Origin of the sequence: Legionella anisa (genome assembly GCF_001467525.1) — a bacterium.
Taxonomy (GTDB): Bacteria; Pseudomonadota; Gammaproteobacteria; order Legionellales; family Legionellaceae; genus Legionella; species Legionella anisa.
On the sequence record NZ_LNXS01000019.1, the window covers coordinates 219,169 to 241,763 of the forward strand.

Below are 22,595 nucleotides of genomic sequence, written 5' to 3' on the forward strand. Positions count from 1 at the left end.
CCCAGCGTTTTCTTCACTCTGCTTTGAATCAAAATGAACCAAAAGCATGCTCGCGAAACAATGTGTTTATTGTGTATAATGATATTTTTTATTTTCACTTAATCTTCTATGCATGCCTTAGATATCAAACAATTATTTAAAACCTATGCTAATGGTGTACAAGCATTAAAAGGAATTGATTTAACCATAAATCAAGGTGATTTTTTTGCTTTATTGGGGGCTAACGGTGCTGGAAAATCGACAACCATCGGTTTAATTTCTACGTTACTTAATAAAACATCAGGCAGTATCAGTATTCATGGTTATGACTTGGAAAAAGAGCCCGAGAAAGCCAAATCCTGTTTAGGCCTTGTGCCTCAAGAAATCAACCTTAATATTTTTGAAAACTGCATACAGACCCTGATAAATCAAGCAGGATATTATGGAATTTCACGAAAAAATGCACAACCGCGAGTTGACGCGCTCCTTCAACAATTAGGTCTTTGGGAGAAAAGGAATTCGATAGCACGACACTTGTCCGGTGGAATGAAACGTCGGCTCATGATCGCCAGAGCATTAGTGCATCAACCTAAAGTACTTATTCTTGATGAGCCTACAGCGGGCGTAGATATAGAAATTAGACACAGTATGTGGGAATTTCTTACTCGCACTAATGCAGAAGGAACGACCATCATTCTCACGACCCACTATCTGGAAGAAGCAGAACAGTTATGTAAAAACATTGCCATCATTGATAAAGGAGAAATTATAAAAAACTCCTCGATGAAGGCTTTACTACAAACACTGCGTCATCAAACATTTATCTTTAACACAGAGAACCGTATCGATATTTTACCCGATTTACACCCCTTTAAGCCCACCCTAATTGATAGCACAACTATAGAGCTCCGTGTCGATAACAATTTGAATTTAAATGATGCATTTGCATTGTTTACCCAGCATGGAATAAAAATTCACAGCATGCGAAATAAAACCAATCGTTTGGAAGAACTCTTTTTGGATCTTATAAAAAATGGCCATTAAACAACAAGTTATTGCATTATATACTTTGGTAAGACGCGAGCTTGTGCGTATGTTTCGCATTGCAAGCCAAGTTTTTTTACCTCCGGTAATTACAACCACACTCTATTTCCTCATCTTCGGTAGTTTAATCGGACCTCGTATCGGCTCCATTCAAGGAGTCAGCTATCCAATGTTCATTGCTCCTGGATTGATTATGATGTCGGTCATTGTTAATTCTTACGGTAATGTATCCTCTTCGCTTTACAGTGTCCGCTTCCAAAAAAGTATAGAAGAAATGCTTGTCAGTCCAATGCATAACGGCCTCTTACTACTTGGTTATGTTTTGGGGGGGGTTTTTAGAGGGCTAATCGTTGCTGCTTTGGTTTATCTTATTGCCTGTTTTTTCTTAACCATTGAATTCAGTCACTTACCGATGACCCTATTGGTTGTATTGCTCGTATCTGCTGTATTTTCTCTGGCAGGCTTTACGAATGCAATGGTTGCACGAAATTTTGATGATATTATGATTATTCCAACCTTTATACTCACTCCGCTCACTTATTTAGGTGGCGTATTTTACAGCATTAATATGCTTCCAGAGTTTTGGCAAAAAGTATCCTGGTTAAATCCCATTTTATATATGGTTAATGCACTGAGACAAGCAATGATTGGGCAAAGTGAGGTCAATCTCAGTTTAGCCATGGGAATTATTTGTCTTATGTTAGCGTTACTTACATTCATCAATATGTTTTTATTAAAAAAAGGCGTAGGGTTTCGCGAATAATCATAATATTATAAATGCTAGATACCAACGCGTACTTACCTCCAAGTTTCATCAGAAGAAGCGTTTGTAATCATATTCGGAGGCTATGAACAATGTGGATTTAAGAATAACCATATGAGCTACGCACATTATATTCTTCCATTTCTTCAAGTTTATGTACTCCCTTGATCAAATGTAAGATGTCATATTTATAAAGGGTAAGACTTGAAGCTTTTCCATCAAAACCGTTAGGCTCACGGTGTAAATCGTTCAAAGTAAAAGTCCCTGTATATATCGTTCCATTGTGCATGATTTTATATTGAAGCTTATAGTATGTTACTTTTCTAACTTCGTTATTTTCATTAAAGGTATCGAAACCATGTTCCGTTGCTAAAAGATAGATTTTATAAGGTTCCATATTCTCATCTTCAACCATGTCCTCCAAAGTATATTTATCTTCTAATAAGCATTTAACAGTTGCTACACCGCGGGAAATTGTGCTTAGTAAGGCAATAATAGGCATTGCTATGGCAAGAATCGTTATTTCCAAGTAATTAATCAATGTGGCCAGAGCAACTTCCAAATCACCCATAAAAAGAATACAAAGGGAATAAGGCAATAATAATTGTGCCAACGTAGCACCTACTAACATTGAAAAGGAAGCTGTTATAGGCTGAAATAATACTCCTACAAACTCACTTTTGCTTGCAATAGTACCAATAAAAGTATGTTTTATATCTCGTCTATTATGCTCCCATAGGCTTTGGTAACGATTTTGATCGGACTTATTAAAACGCATGCTTGTAACATTTGAGAAGAAAAGCAAATTATTATACATATTGTGGCTTCTTAAAAAAATTAGAGAACTTCTAGAAAATACTCTACGGTTACGACAGAATTTTAGCATTTTTGATAATGTTTTCAATAAGTTATTTCAAAACTCGCTGCAGTGAGGGAAGTGCAAGGAGAAATGAAGCGCAGAACTGGAGTGTACACAAAAGTCACATGAGGATTAGAGCACCGTATCGATGAAGCAATTTTCCACTGAAATAGGGTTTGGAAAGAAGTCTAATGAGTTCCGCGGACAAACCGCGGAACATTGGGTGTAAAAAAGTTACTTGCAGCCTAAAGTGTAGCGGGAATTTGACAAATTAATGAGATATCAGCTATAGCGGCAACCTGGGCAGTGGCTGTTGCAGTAGAGGTTGATGTACTCGTTACCTCAACGGTAGAAACAAATGATACGCTATCGGCACCACTCCCACTTCCAGTATTAGCAGTACTCCCAGATTCAGTTGTGATTACTGAAACCGCTGTAGCTGCCGCAGTTTTAACCTCGCCTTCTTTAGGGAAAGGAGCATTTATCATGCGATCAGCAGTCACACGAACACTTGCACCAGGTCGAAGATATTCTCCCCTCGCCAAAACAAGCCCCTCAATCACTTGAATGTAAGTCTCTTTTCCAACTACGTAAACACGAACCCTTGTTCCAAGTATTGCAAGCGATAAAATTGGAGTTTTAAGTGATTCTTTTATTTTCTCTGGTGTGTTTATTTCAAGCTTACCTTTGCTTAATTCCGCCTTAATTTGTACCGCTTCCTTAGGAGCATAAGCCAAAATTTTGTAGTTCGAATTTGCTCCCATACTAACCAATGCGCCGTTTGAATATTGCAGATTCGCTGCAGCATCGTCACCAGTCACCACTTCATCCCCAACATTTACGCTAGAGCCACGGCTAATCCCTCGCTCAGCTCCATTATGACGTGCTACAACTTTTTTCTGGGTGAATAAAACAGTGGCAGCAGATTGAGCAAATAGCTGGCTGGCTAGCATCAATAATCCTGTAAATATTACTTTTTTCATATATATTCCTGTACAATTTTTTCCATTATAAAGTAGTTACAATCCTTAGCCATTAAGAATCTTTCGATAAAATAATGAAAGATCATTTATGCTGATGCATGTAAATTCCATCCCAGTTTTCAGGAGGGGGAGTTTCCATAAATGCTTTAACACGTTCAAGATACAGCTGATATAAATAAACATCTGGAAATTTGGTTTTTAGCATAGCAAATTTTTTTTCTGCGGACGACCAATTCTGCGCATAATACTCTTCTAAAGCTTTATGATACTCTTCCAACTGAGTTAAAACCTCTTCAGAAACATCACTCACCTTACCGAGAGGCTGATAGATAGTCAATCCGCTTTTTCTTCCTTTAACAGTAATTTTATCTATGGCTCTCCAAGCAAAATGATCTTGACCTGCACATGTCTTATCGCTCACCAAAATAGTCACTTGGTAAAATTTTGTTAAATCTTGTAACCGCGAAGCAAGATTCACTGTATCTCCAATGACTGTATACGCACGGCGAAATTCTGAACCCATATCACCAACGTTCATCAACCCTGTTGCTAGGCCAATGCCAAAACTAACGGCCGGCAAGTCTTTTTCCTGCATTTTTTCATTGATTTCAGGTAATTGTTTTACCATCGCGAGAGAGCACATAATAGCATGAGTAGCGTGATCTTCATCAAGCATAGGAGCTCCCCAAAACGCAACAATCATATCCCCCACATATTTATCAATCGTTCCTCTAAAGCTAAAAATTATTTCTGTAATTGGTGTGAAAAAAGCATTTAACAATCGTTTTACATTAGACGCCTCCAAGCTCTCACTAAGGCTTGTAAAATTACGTATATCACTAAATAAAACAGTCATATTTCGCTCTTGCCCTTCCATGCTGTACTGCTCAGGAGATTCTATGAGCTCTTTAACATAATCTTCTGGAACGTATTGACCAAACAGCTGATTTATTTTTCTTTTTTGTCTTCTCTCGATAACAAATAAGTAGCCATAATTCGTTATAGTCTGAAGCACAATTAAGGTTAAAATCAGGGCTATAGGAAGATATAAACTTTTATAGACAAACAAATAAATAGATAAAGCCCAGATACCGATAATACTGATTATCGCCAGGATCAAAATTCTGGAAACACTCAAAAAAGAAAATAAAAAAGTAAAAAATAATCCAATTAATATCAAATACAATCGAGCTTTATCAGTACTCCAATCATATTCTGATACCAATTGCTGCCCGACAATACCTTGAACCATATTTCCTACCATCTCTACCCCAGGATACGATTGTGCAACTGGAGATTGATGCAGATCCGCCAAAAGGATTATCGTTGACCCAATAATAGCAATTGCCCCTTGCAATTGCTCTGGATTAATTTTGTCCTGGATAATATCTGTCGCAGAATAATAATTAAGTGCGCCGATATGTCCCCAAAATGGAATAAGAATCTGTCCATAAGCGTTTGTCGGTATAAATACATTCCCCATTTGAATCCCATACAATTGATGACGACGCGTTTTAAGGGTAATGTGTTTTACCATCAAATAATTCATAGCAGTTGCAAGCGCCAATGTAGCGTATAATTTGTTGTCATAGCTTGCTAACATAAGCCCATGTCGTATCGTTCCGTCCAAATCCGGTACATTTGTAACAGCTCCCGCTTGTGTCGATGCTTTTAGAAATAATGGCAAACAACCGTTATATCCGGAAAATTGATAAAGAGGGAGATTATCTCTGTATAAATAATTACCTTCTGGATTAGTTAAAGGTGAAGGTAAGTCTCCCCTCCTGATTTCTTTGTCATTATGAAATAAAAAACCCAATACCACATTATGATCCAATAATGATTCAGCCAAAATACGATCATTGTCCACTTTAGGGGCAATTTGCTCAAGAAAATCGGGCAACTGTTTTTGTCCTAAGGATAATTGAGGCATTAATTTCTGTAACTCATTCTTGAGTCCTATTGCATAATTTACTTCTGCCTCAGCCATAACGATATCTGTTGCTATGGTCACAACACCATCTTGTTTTAACTTGTTAATTAAAGTAGCTATTTTGTTTCTAGGCCAGGGCCATCGGCCTTCTTGCTCCACTGACTTATTATCAATATCAATGATAACAACTCGAGGAATTGTTTGATGTGGGCGCCAGTTTAACTGAACGATGTGATCATAAGTTCGATAATCCAACTGAGTAATGAGTGAACTGAGAAGAGGTATGTGAATTACATCAGCCAAAAAGATAAGAGCTAACCAGAAAAGACCTAAAAGGACTTGTGTCCCTTTAGATTTTATTGATTTTGGCGAGAAATAACGATGATCCTTCTTCACTAAATATCGTCCTTAAATACTTTCCTTAACAAAACCAGAAAGTGAGCAAAGATAAATTACATCCTGGACCTCGTTTACAATTCGCTAGATTGAGTCGCAAGGCCTTAATCGTATTACTTAACCAAATTTATATTCTAATGCAGCTAGAGTTTGATAACTCTCAAAAATTCCACCCGCATTATAATATTTTTCCTCAACACGAATGGTTGCATTTTTATAAGTTATGGCAATACCTCCGCCTACACGAAATCCACTTCTATCCATGTTCAATTGAGGAAGAGAACCATTTATTATGCTTGCAGGATCGACTAGTGGACGACTATTTGAAAACTGTGCCACTTGAATCAATCCTCCACTAATGAAAGGCATTACTGAAGGCTTAACAAAATAACCCAATTCAATATTTTCCAAAATTAAAGTCGCTTTATTTGTTAGTGGCTCAATCACTTGAAATGTAACAGTAGATGGGAAAAAATAATTATATCTTCCCGTATTAATTTCACTGTACAACACTCCGAGATTAGCTCTCATAAGCAACTGCTTCCAAGCTTTTCTGTAAATTCCATTTACGCTGACAAACCAGTTGTTATTATTATTCGTTGCTTGAGCGATTAGCGGGGTTGGATTCATAACAATTTCGGTTACCGTATTAAATTTATTGTAACCATAACCTCCCGACACATCAGCATAAATCTGGGGAGTGAACACTTTAAATATATGGCCGAAAATTGTATTGTTATGTATGGTCTGTTCCGAAGTAGTTACAAATCCTGGGTTTAGTAAAAACTCGGAACTCAGTGCAGTATCAATTCTAAAATAATAAATACCGGCCATCATGGTCTGACCTAGAGAAATGTGGTCAGCTCCCGGAGAATAAAGATTTGAATGTCCGTTATATCGGTTAAAATTTCCACCTGAAGTCGAATCAAAATTAAAATCAGTATACCCATAGAGAAATTCTGGTGTTATTTTCCTCAGATATTCCGAAATCTTTGTATTATTTGTTGTTTCATCTTTTGACAACGTATTTGCATTAACGCAGAATCCATTGCATATCAAAAAAGCTGATAAAATTAAGGATTGTATTTTCATCACATCTAAATTCCTTTTCAGAGAAGGTGTTCACTTTCGGGATATAATCATAAACTTAAAATATAAGATTATTCAAGAACAGAGTCATAGAGATGCTATAAACATTTTTTCTTTTTTAGAATTTTCATTTGCGCTTAAATCCCAAAGCGTGTAACCGTTGTTCAATCGAAGGATGAGTTGCAAAAGCACTACTTAAAGACTTCACAGGATCAATATCCGCTGGATTAAAGAGATAAGATGCCTGTCTTACCTGTTCATGAGGTGTATTACCGTACTCCGTTGAATAACGCTCCGCGTATTGCTGATGATCGTCGCTAATTTTGAGTAATGCCCGGGCTAAAGGTTCATTGTCACGCATTAACTCTACGCAGCCAGCATCTGCCATATATTCGCGCGTTCGACTTAAGAATAAGGTTAACAAAATAGTAATTAAAGGCAAGACATACCGAAGAACGATAATAACCATTAATAATCGATTATCTCCACGTCTTCCATTGCGTTTAAATACTGCAGAATAAAACAGTATGTCTATCACAATCAAAAGAATATTACTCAAAACCGCCACCATTAGGGTTAGCTTAATATCATAGTGACGAATATGACTTAACTCATGAGCCATCACTGCTTGCAGCTCTGCCCTATTCAACTTTTCTATTAAACCTCGAGTAATTGCAACCATTGCTGATTTTTCACTATACCCGCTTGCAAACGCATTCATGTAATCTGCTTCGATAATAAAAACTTTGGGCATATACTGCAAACCGGCAGCAACCTTCATTTCCTCAACTACGTTATATAATTGTTGTTCCTGCAAGTTTTTCGCTGTTTGGGGTGTAATCTCACGATATTCAGTACCTAATAACATAATTCGGTCGTAAAATGCATACGTTATTAATAACGATATTACGGCGATACCAACCATAATAATAGTCGCATAGGGAGTGACCTGCAGGCGAATCAAAGCAAGAAAAATTTGCTGTAAAGGAACCTGTGGGTAGGTCGATTGCAAAACAAACAAATCAGCAACCAAACCCACAGCAAAAAAAATTGCAACAAAAAAAGCGATTACCGCACGTGTCTTGCGTTGATTCAACTGTATTTGCGCACGCCAATTCGCTACGCCGCCATGATAGTCTTCAAGGCTCATATTCTAAACTCAAAATTTTACGGTATAGTCTTCTTTCGCTTGAATCTGCTCTTCAGGGAGTCCCCAGTAAACAAACTCTTTATCAAGAGCAGAAGCAAACATAGACACCACCATGGATTCAAAGAACGATTTCTTTTTAGCATAATAACGCTCTACACCATCGTTATAAGCCTGCTTAGAATAGGCCAATTTATTTTCGGTATTGACGATCTCTTCCTGCAACTGCATGACATTTTGGCTTGCTTTCAAATCAGGATAATTTTCAAATACTACATTCAATCCAGCTGCAATCTGAGAAATTTGATTCTCGGCAGCAATACGACCTTCTTCATCCCCTGCCGTTTTAGCTGCTTGAGCTTGATTACGCAAAGCAACTACATCTTTTAATGTGGTTTTCTCATAATCCATATATTTTTTTACGGCTTCAATTAAGGACTCAAATACCTTAAAGCGACGATCGAGTTGAATATCTATTTGTTTTTTGTCGTTATTAATCGCCTCAATTAATTGAATTAAGGTATTGTAAATGCTAATAGCCCATAAAAATATAAGTACTACAATAATGATAAGAGCAATAAAAAAGGTACTCATTTTTCTTCCTATGTAAAATTTTCTACAATTTAGTTATAGATCGAAAATGATAAAAAAAACAGGGGAGTTTCTGAAGATTTGTTGAACCGTAAGAGATAAAGCTGATGATTAAAAGTCAAATTGGATGGTGTATCCATTTTTTATCCTATTATTTATGTTGGATAGCCTGTTTCTATTTTGCAGCACAAAATGAAGTATATCTTGGGCCCATGATTGGATTACTGTTTATTTTTGTGCAAATCGCCTGGCAGTCAATTAATCGATTGCCATACTTAAATGCGGTTTATTTTGCACTTCTGATCGGATTCATTGGCTCAATTACTGATATGATTTGGCTGCATCAAAATTATATTTATTTTAAAGCAAATCCTTTTAGTTCTTATTTTACAGCCCCATGGATGATTTGCATCTGGTTGAGTTTCGGATTGAATCTTATTTTTCTTAATGAAAAATTGACCCATTATTATTTTATTTGGTTCCTGCTTACACTTTTTTTAATGCCATTTGCTTATAAAATTGGCGAAATATGCAATATAGTAGTTATAGAAAACGCTTATCCATTCTATTTTTTGGTGGGAATTACTTGGGCATTACTCTTACCAGCGAGCTTTTATGCATACAACTATTTAAAAAAATTCAATATTATAGACGTGCGAGTAATTTAGCTGGGAAAATTATCGCACGTTCAAAATAGGTTTCAAAAATTGTCCTGTATAAGAGCGTTCACATTCAGCAACTTGTTCTGGCGTGCCTGTTGCCACAATACGTCCACCTTTACTGCCACCTTCAGGCCCTAGATCAATAATCCAATCTGCCGTCTTAATCACATCCAAATTATGTTCAATAATTACAATCGTATTCCCTTGCGACCGCAAACGGAATAGGACAGCCAATAACTGCTTGGTATCATGAAAATGCAATCCTGTTGTAGGCTCATCAAGAATATATAAAGTGCTTCCTGTATCTCGTTTTGATAGCTCACGGGACAACTTAATTCTCTGAGCTTCACCACCTGAAAGAGTAGTCGCACTTTGTCCCAATTTAATATAAGACAAACCAACATCCATCAAAGTCTGACATTTTCTGGCTAATACTGGAATCGCTGCAAAAAAATGACTTGCATCTTCAACTGTCATTTCTAAAACTTCGTGAATATTTTTACCTTTATACTGAATATCAAGCGTTTCTCGATTGTAACGTTTGCCTTTGCATACATCACATGATACATAAATATCAGGCAAAAAATGCATTTCAACCTTAATGAGACCATCCCCCTGACAGGCTTCACAACGTCCACCACGGACGTTAAAGCTAAAACGTCCTGGCTGATAACCTCGTGCTCTAGATTCAGGGGTTGCCGCAAATAATTCTCGGATATGAGTAAAGATACCGGTATAGGTAGCTGGATTGGAACGAGGAGTTCTACCAATCGGACTCTGATCAATATCAATTACTTTATCGCATAAGCTTAAACCAGTAATCTCCTTGACTGAGCCTGGAGTAAATAAACTTGCCCTATTTAACAGATTCGCAGCACTTGGATATAAAGTATCATTGATCAGACTCGATTTACCTGACCCCGAAACGCCCGTAATACAAGTAAGTAAGCCCAAAGGGATGCTGACATCGACATCCAGTAAATTATTACAAACCACCCCTTTTAAATGAATCATTTTTTCGGCATTAACGGCTAACCGAGTGTCAGGAATCGCTATGGATTGTTTCCCAGATAAATATTGGCCTGTCAATGAAATAGACGATTGCATAATTTCTTGTGGTGTCCCGTGAGCTACAATTTCACCACCATGTACCCCAGCCCCAGGTCCTATATCCAGGACAAAATCAGCACTGCGAATCGCATCCTCATCATGCTCTACTACGATGACCGTATTCCCCAGATTCCGTAAGTGCATCAATGTTTTTAATAACCGATCATTATCTCGTTGGTGCAATCCAATAGAAGGCTCATCCAAGATATACATAACCCCAACCAGACCTGAACCAATTTGACTGGCTAAACGAATACGTTGTGCTTCTCCTCCTGATAAAGTTTCAGCACTACGAGTTAATGAAAGATACTCCAGACCTACATTGACCAAAAATCCCAATCGCTCAACAATTTCTTTATTAATTTTTGCCGCAATTTCGCCTTTATATCCTGTCATTCGTAAATTTTTAAAAAATACGTAAGCCTTTTCAATCGAATATGCTGTGACCTCAGGTAAATTTTTATCATCAATAAACACATGTCGCGCTTCTTCGCGTAATCGTGCACCCTGACAACTCTGACAAGGACGAGATGATAAATATTTAGCAAGCTCCTCGCGTATCATTCCTGAATCAGACTCACGATAACGCCGCTGCATATTCGGAATAATTCCTTCAAATGAATGTCGTTTAATCATATACCCGCCATTGGGTCGATGATAATGAAAGTCTATAATTTCACGTCCACTGCCATATAGAACAATTTGACGCATTTCTTCGGGCAAATCACAAAATGCAGTATGAGTATCAAAACCATAATGTTGTGCAAGCGACTCAAGCATCGAGAAATAATAAGTGGTTTTTTTATCCCAACCGCGAATAGCCCCTTCAGCCAAGCTCGCTGTATGATCATGGATGACCCGCTCGGGATCAAAAAACTGATCAACTCCCAACCCATCACACGCAGGACACGCACCTACAGGATTGTTAAAAGAAAAAAGCCTGGGTTCTAACTCACTGAGGCTGTATCCACATTCAGGACATGCAAATTTGGAAGAAAAAACGAGATCATTAAATTGTTCATCCATAGAAGCTACTATTGCGAGGCCTTCTGCCAAATTTAAAGCATTTTCGAATGACTCACTTAAACGCTGAGCAATATCAGGTCTGACTTTAAAACGATCCACAACGACTTCAATGGTATGTTTTGTGCGTAAACCCAGCTTAGGGGGGGAATCTAACTCGTAAAGCACGCCATCAATACGTGCACGAACATACCCTTGAGCTTGCAACTGCTGCATCAGCTGAACCTGCTCTCCTTTGCGTTCACGTACAACTGGAGCCAAAATCATCACTTTACTGTCAGTAGGCAAAGCTAAAACCTGATCCACCATCTGACTAATCGTTTGTGCATGCAAGCTAACGTGGTGTGTAGGGCAACGAGGCTCTCCTACACGCGCATAAAGTAACCGTAAATAATCATAAATTTCGGTAATAGTACCCACTGTGGAGCGGGGATTGTGGGAGGTTGCTTTCTGTTCAATAGAAATTGCTGGAGATAAACCTTCTATCGAATCAACATCAGGTTTTTCCATCATTGCTAAAAATTGACGTGCGTAAGCGGATAAAGATTCCACATAACGACGCTGCCCTTCGGCATATAAAGTATCAAAGGCTAAAGAGGATTTACCTGAACCTGATAAACCCGTAATTACAATTAATTTATCACGTGGCAAATCCAGGTCGAGATTTTTAAGATTGTGGGTTCGTGCACCACGTATGGTGATTGTTTGCATAGAATTCGATAATTTGGTTTAAACAATTGAGTTTTATATTTCGCGGCTGCAAAACCATGTAATTATACGCAAAAAAAATGAGGCGTATAGATCAAAATAATATCTTTTAAGAATGAAAAATCACCCTCAGTCTAGTTCGTCAGCATTTTAAAGAAAACTGCAGTGGTTTACCATGAATTACCGAAAATTGTTGGATACATATTTTTAATGCAAAAATTATACTACAATAAAAACCTTAAGTTATTCTTTTTAAAAATTAAATCGGATTTAAAAATATGAGGTCTTTTTTACAAAGGATTCTGTTATGGGTGGTATTTTCTATATCTCCATTTACTCTTTATGCACAAAGTGATAATCAAATATGTCAATGGGTAAAAGAAACTCTATTGGCTACCTTTTCTCTTGATTACACGTATAAACCAAGTGATGACGAAGAGTTACATAAAAGCTACACAGAGAATGCCTGGAATGCACTCACTGAGTTTTTAGGAAATTATCTTCCTATTATCCAGGAAAAACGTCTAACACTACACCCTGTATTTATTAAAGAACCATTTATCACTGAAAAAGGTACTTTTTCTGGGGTTCGTTCTTGGCGCGTTAACGAAGTGATATCCATTCCTGAATTAAACATTATAATCGCTTTTTCCGTGTTAGTTATTGAGGCGAATCCATTATCAAATGGACGCTACCTGATCCAGAGTATGGACATGGTAAAAAAGGAAAACTCATGAATATCCTGACTCGTTTCAAATTCTTTCTCTGGGCATTTGGTCATTTTAAAGTACCCCTACTCGGCTATTTAAGACCGCGACTCATCCAACTGACTGACACGGACATTGTTGTATGCCTACCCTTAAAAAGACGAAGCCGCAATCATTTAAATTCTATGTATTTTGGAGCCTTGTGTGCTGGTGCTGACTTAGCGGGAGGTTTACATGGCTTTTATCATGCGTCACAAAAACAACTTAAAGTTTCCCTTGTTTTTAAATCGTTTCAAGCACAGTTTTTGCGTAGACCTGAATCTGATGTTTATTTCGTTTGTCATGAAGGAGCAGAAGTCAAGGCAATGTTAGAAGAATCGCAAAAAACTGGAGAACGAGTGACTCGACCTATTCAGATCAAAGCGTATACAGATTATCCTGGTATGACAGAATTGGTTGCAGAGTTTATTTTAGAATTGTCAGTAAAAACATGCGCTTAGGCTAAACTCAATTTTTTTAAAACACGAGCGAAATACTCAGAAATTAGTCATTGATTTATCTACAATAACAGGCGAAAATATTGCCAAACTGTGATATTATTAGTGACGCTAATATATTGACAGTATACAATTTATGACTGCATTAGGCTATCTGTAATGATATTTGAAGAATATATAAAGTTATTAGAGTCATTTAAACAGAACCAGATATCTAAATTACTGGAACGAATTGACACTAAAATTTTTGACATTCTATACAGTAAGCACGTCAATCCTCGAATCAGTCCTTATTTTCCTCGCTATGAACTTTGCTTCATGTCCGATGAAACAGAATTAAAACCCGGAAAGATATACATAAGAGAACAACAGGGGAAAATAGCCTTTTCAGTCATCACCCCAGACAAAAAGACGATTAAAGATGTCATCTTAGAAGAGCTTGATGCCCCATCACCATTTACCTATAAAATTGCCTTGATCACTGATGGCGGAAAACTGGAAAAAGGCTCATTTTATGTACGTATGGTGAAAGCAGGTCTTGAATACACTGTTCTTGATCCCAATGGTAAATTAGTAACTGCTGTAATCAAAAAAGAAGAGCTCAAAATTAATTTAAACACAGGCTTTACTCCTAAAGACTTAGAGCCTTTTATGCCCGAGATTCTTGAGATTACATCAAAAAGAACGCATACCCTCCCTTTTACACTGGACGCTTTTAAAGCACGAATTTTGTCAGCCGCTGCAAGAAAAGGCCATATCTCATGGGCTCCTTTCTCTAACTACTCTCTTGATCCCGATAATATTTCTCAAATTAAAAAACTAATCAATGCTCTTTACTATGCACGCTTGACCTTTTTAGATTTGGAAAATATAGATGTCAGAAACATAAAACGAAGCTATTCTGATTTCAAATTACTCTACAGTAAAACAATAGATCTGGCTTATGACGCAAGTTACCTGCTCACTCATTTAGATGTTGATCTCAGAGAGATGTTTCAAGAGGAATTATCCGTTATTCTGCCTTTATTCAGCAAAATACAAGCTTTTGCAGAAAAACATGCTAAAGAGAAAAAAGCGATAGTAGAAGCACTTGAACCCATGCCTTTAGCCTATAAAGCAGGCGAAGTTGCAGGAATCGCTGTGGATCAACTGCGCCCCCTTAGTGGGGATGTAGATTATAATTTTCTTACTCAATTCAGTGCAGTCTTACCAAGCTACATTGATCAATTAACCCATTACATAGAGCAATTTTCTTCGCAAATTAAAGAGTCCGAACCCAAGCTTAATCAAGAAAAGCTGGATGAGTTACAAAAAGCTGCACTTCATTTATTGAATGATATAGAAAACTTAAAAGGAAACAGTATTTTTGTTTCACTTAGATTTTTAAATTACATTCATATAATTCGCAATATAATCACTTTATCCATGAGCTCTTTGGAACAAATAGGAGAGCTTAGTGAATCATCTCAGGATGTGGTCCGTCATAAATTAGCACAACTTAAGTACGAGGTATTTCCTACTTTATTTAGTTTAGTCGATAAAATCGAAGATTACGCCATGCTTAAGCCTGGGACTTTGTCTGTTCCTTTGATGGAGAAGATCAAAGTCTTATATGAGAAAATACTTTACTTACCTAAAAAAGCAATCGATTTTAAAACGAAAGGCGAAGAGTTACTCGAAATTGAAGACTCTCGATTTATCGAATTAAGATTGGAAATGACCTATAAAAGGATCGACAAGGCCAATAAAAAATTATATAAAATTCAAAAAGCATCTGTTGCGTGCACGCAATTTTTTGCACTATTAAACGACCCAAGTTATAACAATCTTTGTTTGCACCAACTTCCTCCCGAGGTTAAGAAAGAACTAACCAAACACTATAAGCTTCTTAAGCCTTATATGGCCAAACTGGACATTGATTTAAATGAACTCATCATCTCAAGATTGACAGAACCTGGAAAAGAAGACTGGTACTCTTTTATAGGAAGAATGGGAAGAACTGTGCGTTTCAGAAAAAGACAGCTTCCAGCAGACCATATAAGTTTTGTTTTGGCAAAAAAAGAGGTCCTGACTGATTTAATCACTAAAGATGAGAACAGTCAGATTTTTCATATTAATTTAAATAAAGACTTAATTGATTCCGTTCATAAAAAGGCAAATTTAGCTTTATTCCCATATAGCGAAAAAACAAATGTATATACTCTTGATGAATCAATACCATTACAAGTCGAGCAAGATAAAGATAAAAAATCCAAACTCACAAAAAAAGAGTTTCAACAAATTCAAAATGCTTATTTACGTTTTGCAAAGCTAGTAAAAGACCAAATAGCAGAAAAACCCGCTTTTTATGAAAAGAACTTGGACCTAAGCACTTTTGACGATAAAGTCAAAAATGAGTGTCATCAATTATTTAAGGTATTCCAACCTTACTTAAGTTCAATTGTCTCATCTGAATTTAAAGATTCAAGGAAAAGCCTTGAACATTATTTATCGGATGTATTTACAGAAAAACAGGTCACAAACATCCCATCAGTAGAGCTTTTTCTGGGATTGGATAAAAATATCCAAGAGTTCCTCGACCGTATCAATTTTGAGTGGATTAGTAAAAATGACTTTCAAAAAATTCTGGGTGCCTATACTCGCTTTGCTCAAATAATTAAAAAACAAATTGAGGAGAAACCCGAGCTTTACGGTAATCACTTGCTATTAACAAGTTTTGATGAGCAAGCAAAAGAGGAGTGTCGTAATTTATTTCCTATTTTTCAACTCTATTTAAAATTTTTAATACCGCCTGAATTTAAAGATTGTGCTCAAAATTTTGAACAATACTTCGCTGCTTTACTTGCAAATAAGCCAATAGAAATATTAGAAGCACCACCTGCATCTTTGTTTTTGCAGCTGGATAAATATGCTCAGGATTTTTTTGCCAAATGGGAAGATAAAAGCCAAACCTATTATAATTTTGCAAAAAAAGCATTTCTTGACAAAAAAGAGTCACAAACTCTAGCGACCAAACGCGCAGAAGATGCAAAACTGCATTTTAAAACAATAGAAGACGATAAATTACTGCAAAATCCCGAGCAATTAAGCGCAGATCAAACTCTTGAAGTCTATCAATGGTATCGAAATAAGCATAATAAATTTCTGGTTGTGCAAAATGCTTACGTTCAATTTATTACCTTGCTCAAAAAAGAAATACAAGTAAGACCGCAGATTCAGGGTAATATGTTGCTTCTGAATCGTCTCGATCCCAAAGTAAAAGATCAATGTCGTAATTTATATAGTATTTTCCAACCTTTTTTCATTTGTGCTGTACCTCCTGAAATGAAAGAGGATGCTTTGAAGTTTGATAAATATTTGGTTACCCTCTTATCAAACAGAAAAATGAACAGAAAGGATGCCCCATCAGTTCGAATGTTCTTGGATTTAGATGGACACTTTCAAGAATTCTTTTCTCGCATCACGGATGAATGGAATCGAAGAGCGCAACGGTTTTATAACTTGGCTCAAGAAAAATTTACCTTCGAAAATAATTCAACTGCACTAAAGCCAACCCCAAAAACGGGTAGGGAGCACTACGTCATTCCCCACCAAAACTATTCCAAGTGCATTCATGAGTTTAGGCAATCCTTATTTGAGGTAACTAAACTGTTTAACCAAGCAATGCAGCATGAATTAACACCGTATGAGGCTAGAAAATCAAAGTCCTCTGAAATAATCGATCTTTCTCCGACAGGAATTTTCCACGATGTGCAAGAAACATTCTTACCCTCATCCTCCCCTCCATTTCCTGAGATGGAAGATAATAATCAGAGGTTGACACAAAGTAGACAAGTTTGTGTTTTAAAGGACATATTTAACAGTATGTTTCATTTAGAAGGGATCGTTCTTGAACTAGAAAAATTAAACAATCAAAGTACAAAAAGTTTTTATGTTTACTATTTATTACAAGCTTATAGCCATCTAAATGAAATTATTAAGTCAGCCAAACGTTTGGCGGCAGATCCCCATTTAGGATTCATAGCGCGTGATTTACTTGATAAAGCACAAAATCTTTATGCAATCTTTCAGGAACATTCTGATGCATACCAGGTTGGCTCCGAACAAGTTCCCTATGGACCAAAAAAAGTAGAATACAATCCACTTTGGTATGTTCTTAATGCCTTTTATATTAGTCCCAAACACATTAGAGCCTTAAAAAACACGAATTACCTAACAACTGAAGAGCTGAACGAATTACATCTACGCGCTAAAAAAGCTACTTTGATTATAGAAGCTCTAATTAAGAATTCTGATTCTTATTTTAAATTGTTCCTGCAAACACCAAATATGATTTATCTATATCAGGAACTTACAACAAAACTCAATGAGTTTACGAGCACTTCTCATGATGGAATAATGGATAATCTAGAGAAGATAAGATCTACTGTGTTTACTCCAATGCTTCTTGAAGCAGATCGCTGGGAAAACAGATTAGGACTTTCCCCAGGAACATTCTCAGGTCCATTAAGACAAATCACAGATGAATTCTTTAAAGGATTATTACATTCTCTGGACTTGAATTCCGCAACACGTATACGGTTAGTTTGTGATAAGGAGCCTCTAGAAACTAGGACTTCAATCATTAAAAAACAGATAAAAAACGCAAAAAGATTTCTAAAAAAAATAGATAAAGACCATCAATATGTTGAAAATTTATACCATTGGTATCTAGAATTGACAACACCTGTTGATATTTTGGATATTCCTACTGCTACCCAGGCAAGAGTTCCTCTGGAGCAAGCTAAAATTGAGTTATGTGCTGCTTATAAAAAAGCATTACCTAAACTGGCGAAACTCAAGCTAGATAAAAAGGTGGAAATCGCCCCCAGCCAATATCCTGAAGATCATAAACTCGATAAACTATGTAACTTTGGGCTTAAGGCCTATGACCCCCATTTTACTGAAATCGAAGCATTAATTGTTGCCAGTCATCATTACTATCTAGGCGTAAAAGCAACCCATCAAATGCAGTTAGATACTGCAAAAGAGAAATTGAGTTACCTTGAAAACCTGGTTCCAATTCAGAAACAAGAGAAGTTGGCTTTTATCGAACAATATACTGCCGAATCATTCGACAAACATATGAAAGTGATGTGCAATCGCCATATAGGCTTGCAATACACCGATAAAGAATATACGGATCTACTTCAATCCTATTTACTAAAACTCAGGACTGAAATAATTGCCCAATCAAAAACAGCTGCGGATATTGATCAAAACATTAAAAAACTATTGAAAGATGAAATCAGTAAATTTGAGAAAAAGTACTATGAGGAATATTATCAGCTTGATACTATAAAAGTCGCTTTGGCTCAATTCAAAATTTACTTCAGCAATTCCCGTATTGCGATACACGCTCAGAGTGCTTTATTTGAAAGTGATGAGACTTTAAGAGAAAAATCCACGCGCATTAGTAAATTAGATATAATTGCTAGCAATACGAAATTGAAAGTTAAAGATCGCATAAAACAAATAAAAGATGAAGTTGATATTATTAAAAATCCTAATTTCTCAAGAATTATTCTGGCACATAAAAAAGTAGATGCTTTTAGTTTTACTTACTTAAAAATATGCTTTTTCTGGCTGCTTGAAGCGTTGGGTTTGTATACCCCAACCCGACAAAAACTTCTTGATGGACTCAACGATGCTATAAAAAACCCACTCCAAATTGGTGAGCTAACCAAACGTTTTGGTTTATTTGCTGCCACCCCAACGACAAAAGATGTAGAGGCTAAAAGGTATGAAGCACCAGCGATGCCCGTTGCAGCGCCCTCCGCTTGATCCTGTCTCTTAGTCATAAGTTAAGAATCTTGGGGAAAAGTCAGCAGCTTTATCCGCGCATCCGTAACTATCCTAATGACTCTTCTTCATCCAAATGTTCCGCTGCAGCTTTTTTTGTATGATCTTCCGCCAACCACAGATACATTGCGGGAACAACAAAAAGAGTAAACAAAGTACCAATTGAAATACCCGTTGCGATCACTAAACCAATATTGTAGCGACTTTCAGCGCCAGCGCCTGTAGCAAAAATTAATGGTATAACTCCTAAAACCATAGCAGCTGTGGTCATTAGAATAGGGCGTAACCGAATTGCAGCTGCTGACTTAATGGCATCTAACTTCTTTTGCCCGTTTGCTTGTAAGTCATTGGCAAATTGCACAATCAAAATACCGTGCTTACTGATGAGACCAATTAAGGTAACCAAACCCACTTCACTATAAATATTCAGATTAGCATTACCAATACCCAAACTAACAAAAATCATTGCACCACAAATCGACATAGGCACACTAATCAAAACAATAAGCGGGTCACGGAAGCTTTCAAACAAAGCAGCTAATGACAAAAAGATAATAATTAACGCAAAGAAAAACGTGATAATCAGACTTGCACCTTCTTGAATAAATTGTCGTGATTGAGACGCGTAATCGATGTAATAGCCCTGAGGCAAAATCTCTTTGGCAATATTAGCAAAAGTATCCAAGGCATGTCCCATTGATACACCAGGAAAAGCAACAGCAGAAATTGTTGCAGAGTTGAGCTGTTGAAAATGATTTAAAGATTGAGGAACAACTTGTCGCTGCAAAGTAGCAACTGTAGACAGAGGAATTGAAGCTCCTGACGCAGTCCTCATATAATAATTCAATATTTGATCTGTATTTAAACGCGTCTCTCTCTTTACTTGCGGAATAACCTGATAGGACCGGCCCGCAAAATTAAAATAGTTAATATACCCCTCGCTCAATGCCGACCCAAATAAATTGCCAATATCCTGCATGGTTAAACCAAACTGGGATATCTTATCGCGATCTAAATTGACCTTAGTCTGAATTTTATCGATTTTAAGATCAGGATCAATAAAAGCAAAAAAACCTGTAGCATAAGCTTTATCTAAAATAAGCTGTAACACCTCATTCAATTTATCAAAAGTTTCTGTCGTATTAATCACAAATTGAATAGGAAGTCCGCTCCCCCCTCCTGGTAATGAAGGTAACTGAAAGGCAGCTACTTTGGCCCCAGCAATCTTATTAAGTTCTTCTTGAACTAACGGCTGTAATTGATTCGTTGTTCGTTGACGTTGATCCCAAGGTTTTAAAACCATACCAATTATGGATGTATTTAATCCTTGATAACCATCAACTTGAAAAATGTGATCCGTTTCAGGATATTTTTTAAAAATTGCATTCACGGCATTTGCGTAAAGTTTCGTTTGGGCTAATGATGAATTCGCAGGCCCTGTAACTTGGGCAATAATAATCCCTTGATCTTCTTGCGGTGCCAATTCCGAATCGGAAGAAATAAAAAGAAAATAATTACTAAAAAGGATAATCGCTGCAAAGACAATAACAACTGGCAAATAATTTAATGTTGCCGACAAAATTCGTTCATAAGATTTCTCGAGTTTTGTAAACGAATTATCGACATAAGTCATAAAACGTCCCTTGTTGTCTCCCTCTCCTGTTTTAAGGAATTTGGAACACATCATAGGTGATAAAGTTAATGCAATTACTGCTGAAACAGTTACTGCACCAGCAAGCGAAAAAGCAAACTCGGTAAATAAAGCTCCAGTTAACCCTCCCATAAAACCAACAGGCAAGTAAACCGCAATTAAAACAATGGTAATTGCAATAATTGGATTTGCCAATTCACGTGCCCCCAATAACGCAGCTTTAAATCGAGTTTTTCCTTCCTCGATGTGGCGTTGCACGTTTTCAACAACAATAATCGCATCATCAACTACCAGGCCAATCGCAAGCACCATAGCTAATAAAGTGAGCAGGTTAATTGAATAACCCAAAATAAGCATAATCCAAAAAGCGCCAATTAGTGATAAAGGAATCGCAATAATTGGAATAACAACAGAACGAATCGATCCGAGAAAGAGAAAAATAACAACGGTTACAATAAGAAATGCTTCTAATAAAGAAAGGATTACTTCATGGATGGAAGAATTAACAAATAAACTGGCATCATAGACAATGTTTCCTCGCAAACCTTGAGGCAATTGCTCCTGAATTGTGGGAAATATTTTTTTAATCGAATCAATTACCGTCAAAAGGTTAGCCGAAGGTGCCACAACAATACCGATATAAACTGCCGTTCGCCCATCAAAACTGACTGAAGTGTTATAATTTTGTGCTCCTAGGTCTACAGTAGCCACATCACCCAAACGAATAATGGCTCCATTTTGAGCTTTAATAATCATATTCCTGAATTGATTGACGTCAGTTAGATCGGTACTTGCAGTAAGATTTTGAATAAACATATGTCCATCGGTACGACCAACTGCTGAAATAAAATTATTATTTGCAAGAGCAGTTCCGATTTCTGCTGCAGAAATACCGTATCCTGCCAACTTCACTGGATCGAGCCATGCGCGTAAAGCAAAAGTTTGATTTCCAAGTATTTCTGCTTTCTGCACTCCATTAACTGCCTGTAATTTCGGCTGTACTACTCGAATCAAATAATCGGTAATTTTATTAATGGGTAATTCATCGCTATAAAATCCTATGTACATCGAATCAATCGTTTGTCCAACCGTAACTGTAATTACCGGTTGCTGTGAGTTTTCAGGGAGCTGATTCAATACTGCATTCACTTTGGTGGTGATATCGGACAATGCTTTCAAGGGGTCGTAATTTAGGAGAAGATTTACTGTAATCGTACTTGTACTCGAAGTACTGATAGAGGTCATATAATCAATACCACCAGCCTGGGCGATTGAATTCTCTAAAGGTGTAGTAATAAAACCGGCAATGACATCGGGGTCTGCACCAGTATAAGTTGTAGTAACAGTTACTATGGCATTTTGTGTAAACGGGTATTGCATTATGGGCAAAGAATTAATAGAGCGTAAGCCCATTGCTAAAAGCATCAAGCTAATCACTGTAGCCAGTACAGGTCTTCTAATAAAAATATCCGTAAACCGCATTCTTACAATCCTTAGATTATTGCTCTATTGTAGCCTGGGTGCAGCACAGCAGAACCCAAGGATCCTTTCCTATTTCGATTAAAAATTTCCCGGGTTCCGCTGCGCTGCACCCAGGCTACAAATCTATCAC

At 37.0% G+C, this 22,595-nt stretch carries 14 protein-coding genes; 6 read left to right on the forward strand and 8 right to left on the reverse strand.

Going from position 1 to position 22,595, the window contains the following annotated elements:
• Nucleotides 1–108: 108 nt before the first annotated feature.
• Complete coding sequence (locus tag Lani_RS05210; RefSeq protein ID WP_019233434.1) at nucleotides 109–1,023, forward strand: ABC transporter ATP-binding protein; 915 nt, start codon at nucleotides 109–111, stop codon at nucleotides 1,021–1,023.
• Entirely contained in the window at nucleotides 1,013–1,786 is a 774-nt protein-coding gene (locus tag Lani_RS05215; RefSeq protein WP_019233433.1) for an ABC transporter permease, read from the forward strand. The genes Lani_RS05210 and Lani_RS05215 overlap by 11 nt, the downstream gene beginning before the upstream one ends.
• A gap of 100 nt (nucleotides 1,787–1,886) precedes the next feature.
• Here Lani_RS05215 and ceg9 read toward each other — a convergent pair whose 3' ends face one another.
• The 6 genes from ceg9 to Lani_RS05245 form a co-directional block, all read right to left on the reverse strand.
• Nucleotides 1,887–2,603, reverse strand: a complete 717-nt coding sequence (gene ceg9 / locus Lani_RS05220; protein ID WP_019233432.1) for a Dot/Icm T4SS effector Ceg9 — start codon at nucleotides 2,601–2,603, stop codon at nucleotides 1,887–1,889.
• A 287-nt stretch (nucleotides 2,604–2,890) separates the two neighbouring features.
• The gene (locus tag Lani_RS05225) at nucleotides 2,891–3,628 is read right to left on the reverse strand and encodes a FecR domain-containing protein (RefSeq protein ID WP_019233431.1); all 738 of its coding nucleotides are present in this window, start codon (nucleotides 3,626–3,628) and stop codon (nucleotides 2,891–2,893) included.
• Nucleotides 3,629–3,710: 82 nt separating this feature from the next.
• Complete coding sequence (locus Lani_RS05230) at nucleotides 3,711–5,957, reverse strand: CHASE2 domain-containing protein (protein WP_019233430.1); 2,247 nt, start codon at nucleotides 5,955–5,957, stop codon at nucleotides 3,711–3,713.
• Nucleotides 5,958–6,074: 117 nt separating this feature from the next.
• Entirely contained in the window at nucleotides 6,075–7,049 is a 975-nt protein-coding gene (locus Lani_RS05235) for an autotransporter outer membrane beta-barrel domain-containing protein (protein WP_019233429.1), read from the reverse strand.
• A 124-nt stretch (nucleotides 7,050–7,173) separates the two neighbouring features.
• Nucleotides 7,174–8,196: a zinc metalloprotease HtpX gene (gene htpX / locus Lani_RS05240; RefSeq protein WP_019233428.1), complete on the reverse strand. Its 1,023-nt coding sequence runs from the start codon at nucleotides 8,194–8,196 to the stop codon at nucleotides 7,174–7,176.
• Nucleotides 8,197–8,205: 9 nt separating this feature from the next.
• Nucleotides 8,206–8,787: a LemA family protein gene (locus tag Lani_RS05245; RefSeq protein ID WP_019233427.1), complete on the reverse strand. Its 582-nt coding sequence runs from the start codon at nucleotides 8,785–8,787 to the stop codon at nucleotides 8,206–8,208.
• Between the two features lie 104 nt (nucleotides 8,788–8,891).
• On the opposite strand from Lani_RS05245, the gene Lani_RS05250 reads away from it, so the two are divergent.
• On the forward strand, nucleotides 8,892–9,452 hold the full coding sequence (locus tag Lani_RS05250; protein WP_019233426.1) for a DUF2878 family protein: 561 nt from the start codon (nucleotides 8,892–8,894) through the stop codon (nucleotides 9,450–9,452).
• A 9-nt stretch (nucleotides 9,453–9,461) separates the two neighbouring features.
• Here the strand turns inward: Lani_RS05250 and uvrA are convergent, their stop codons facing one another.
• Nucleotides 9,462–12,290 carry an excinuclease ABC subunit UvrA gene (gene uvrA, locus Lani_RS05255; protein WP_019233425.1) on the reverse strand — a complete coding sequence of 943 codons (2,829 nt, stop codon included), beginning with the start codon at nucleotides 12,288–12,290 and terminating at the stop codon, nucleotides 9,462–9,464.
• A gap of 308 nt (nucleotides 12,291–12,598) precedes the next feature.
• Between uvrA and Lani_RS05260 the strand changes: the two genes are divergently transcribed.
• The 3 genes from Lani_RS05260 to Lani_RS05270 all read left to right on the forward strand — a co-directional run bounded on the left by Lani_RS05260 (nucleotide 12,599) and on the right by Lani_RS05270 (nucleotide 19,314).
• A complete protein-coding gene (locus Lani_RS05260; protein WP_019233424.1) occupies nucleotides 12,599–13,024 on the forward strand; it encodes a DotI/IcmL family type IV secretion protein in 426 nt (141 codons plus the stop codon).
• Nucleotides 13,021–13,494, forward strand: a complete 474-nt coding sequence (locus Lani_RS05265; protein WP_019233423.1) for a DUF4442 domain-containing protein — start codon at nucleotides 13,021–13,023, stop codon at nucleotides 13,492–13,494. Before Lani_RS05260 ends, Lani_RS05265 begins: the two co-directional genes overlap by 4 nt.
• Before the next feature lie 156 nt (nucleotides 13,495–13,650).
• Nucleotides 13,651–19,314, forward strand: a complete 5,664-nt coding sequence (locus Lani_RS05270) for a hypothetical protein (protein WP_019233422.1) — start codon at nucleotides 13,651–13,653, stop codon at nucleotides 19,312–19,314.
• A gap of 67 nt (nucleotides 19,315–19,381) precedes the next feature.
• On the opposite strand, the gene Lani_RS05275 is transcribed toward Lani_RS05270, so the two are convergent.
• A complete protein-coding gene (locus Lani_RS05275; protein WP_019233421.1) occupies nucleotides 19,382–22,465 on the reverse strand; it encodes an efflux RND transporter permease subunit in 3,084 nt (1,027 codons plus the stop codon).
• Between the last annotated feature and the right edge of the window lie 130 nt (nucleotides 22,466–22,595).

Excerpts from the sequence above, each read along its gene's own strand:
- Lani_RS05210 (WP_019233434.1), top strand. The coding sequence starts at position 109 with ATGCATGCCTTAGATATCAAACAATTATTTAAAACCTATGCTAATGGT.
- Lani_RS05215 (WP_019233433.1), top strand. The coding sequence starts at position 1,013 with ATGGCCATTAAACAACAAGTTATTGCATTATATACTTTGGTAAGACGC.
- ceg9 (WP_019233432.1), bottom strand. The coding sequence starts at position 2,603 with ATGTATAATAATTTGCTTTTCTTCTCAAATGTTACAAGCATGCGTTTT.
- Lani_RS05225 (WP_019233431.1), bottom strand. The coding sequence starts at position 3,628 with ATGAAAAAAGTAATATTTACAGGATTATTGATGCTAGCCAGCCAGCTA.
- Lani_RS05235 (WP_019233429.1), bottom strand. The coding sequence starts at position 7,049 with ATGAAAATACAATCCTTAATTTTATCAGCTTTTTTGATATGCAATGGA.
- htpX (WP_019233428.1), bottom strand. The coding sequence starts at position 8,196 with ATGAGCCTTGAAGACTATCATGGCGGCGTAGCGAATTGGCGTGCGCAA.
- Lani_RS05245 (WP_019233427.1), bottom strand. The coding sequence starts at position 8,787 with ATGAGTACCTTTTTTATTGCTCTTATCATTATTGTAGTACTTATATTT.
- Lani_RS05250 (WP_019233426.1), top strand. The coding sequence starts at position 8,892 with ATGATTAAAAGTCAAATTGGATGGTGTATCCATTTTTTATCCTATTAT.
- uvrA (WP_019233425.1), bottom strand. The coding sequence starts at position 12,290 with ATGCAAACAATCACCATACGTGGTGCACGAACCCACAATCTTAAAAAT.
- Lani_RS05265 (WP_019233423.1), top strand. The coding sequence starts at position 13,021 with ATGAATATCCTGACTCGTTTCAAATTCTTTCTCTGGGCATTTGGTCAT.
- Lani_RS05270 (WP_019233422.1), top strand. The coding sequence starts at position 13,651 with ATGATATTTGAAGAATATATAAAGTTATTAGAGTCATTTAAACAGAAC.
- Lani_RS05275 (WP_019233421.1), bottom strand. The coding sequence starts at position 22,465 with ATGCGGTTTACGGATATTTTTATTAGAAGACCTGTACTGGCTACAGTG.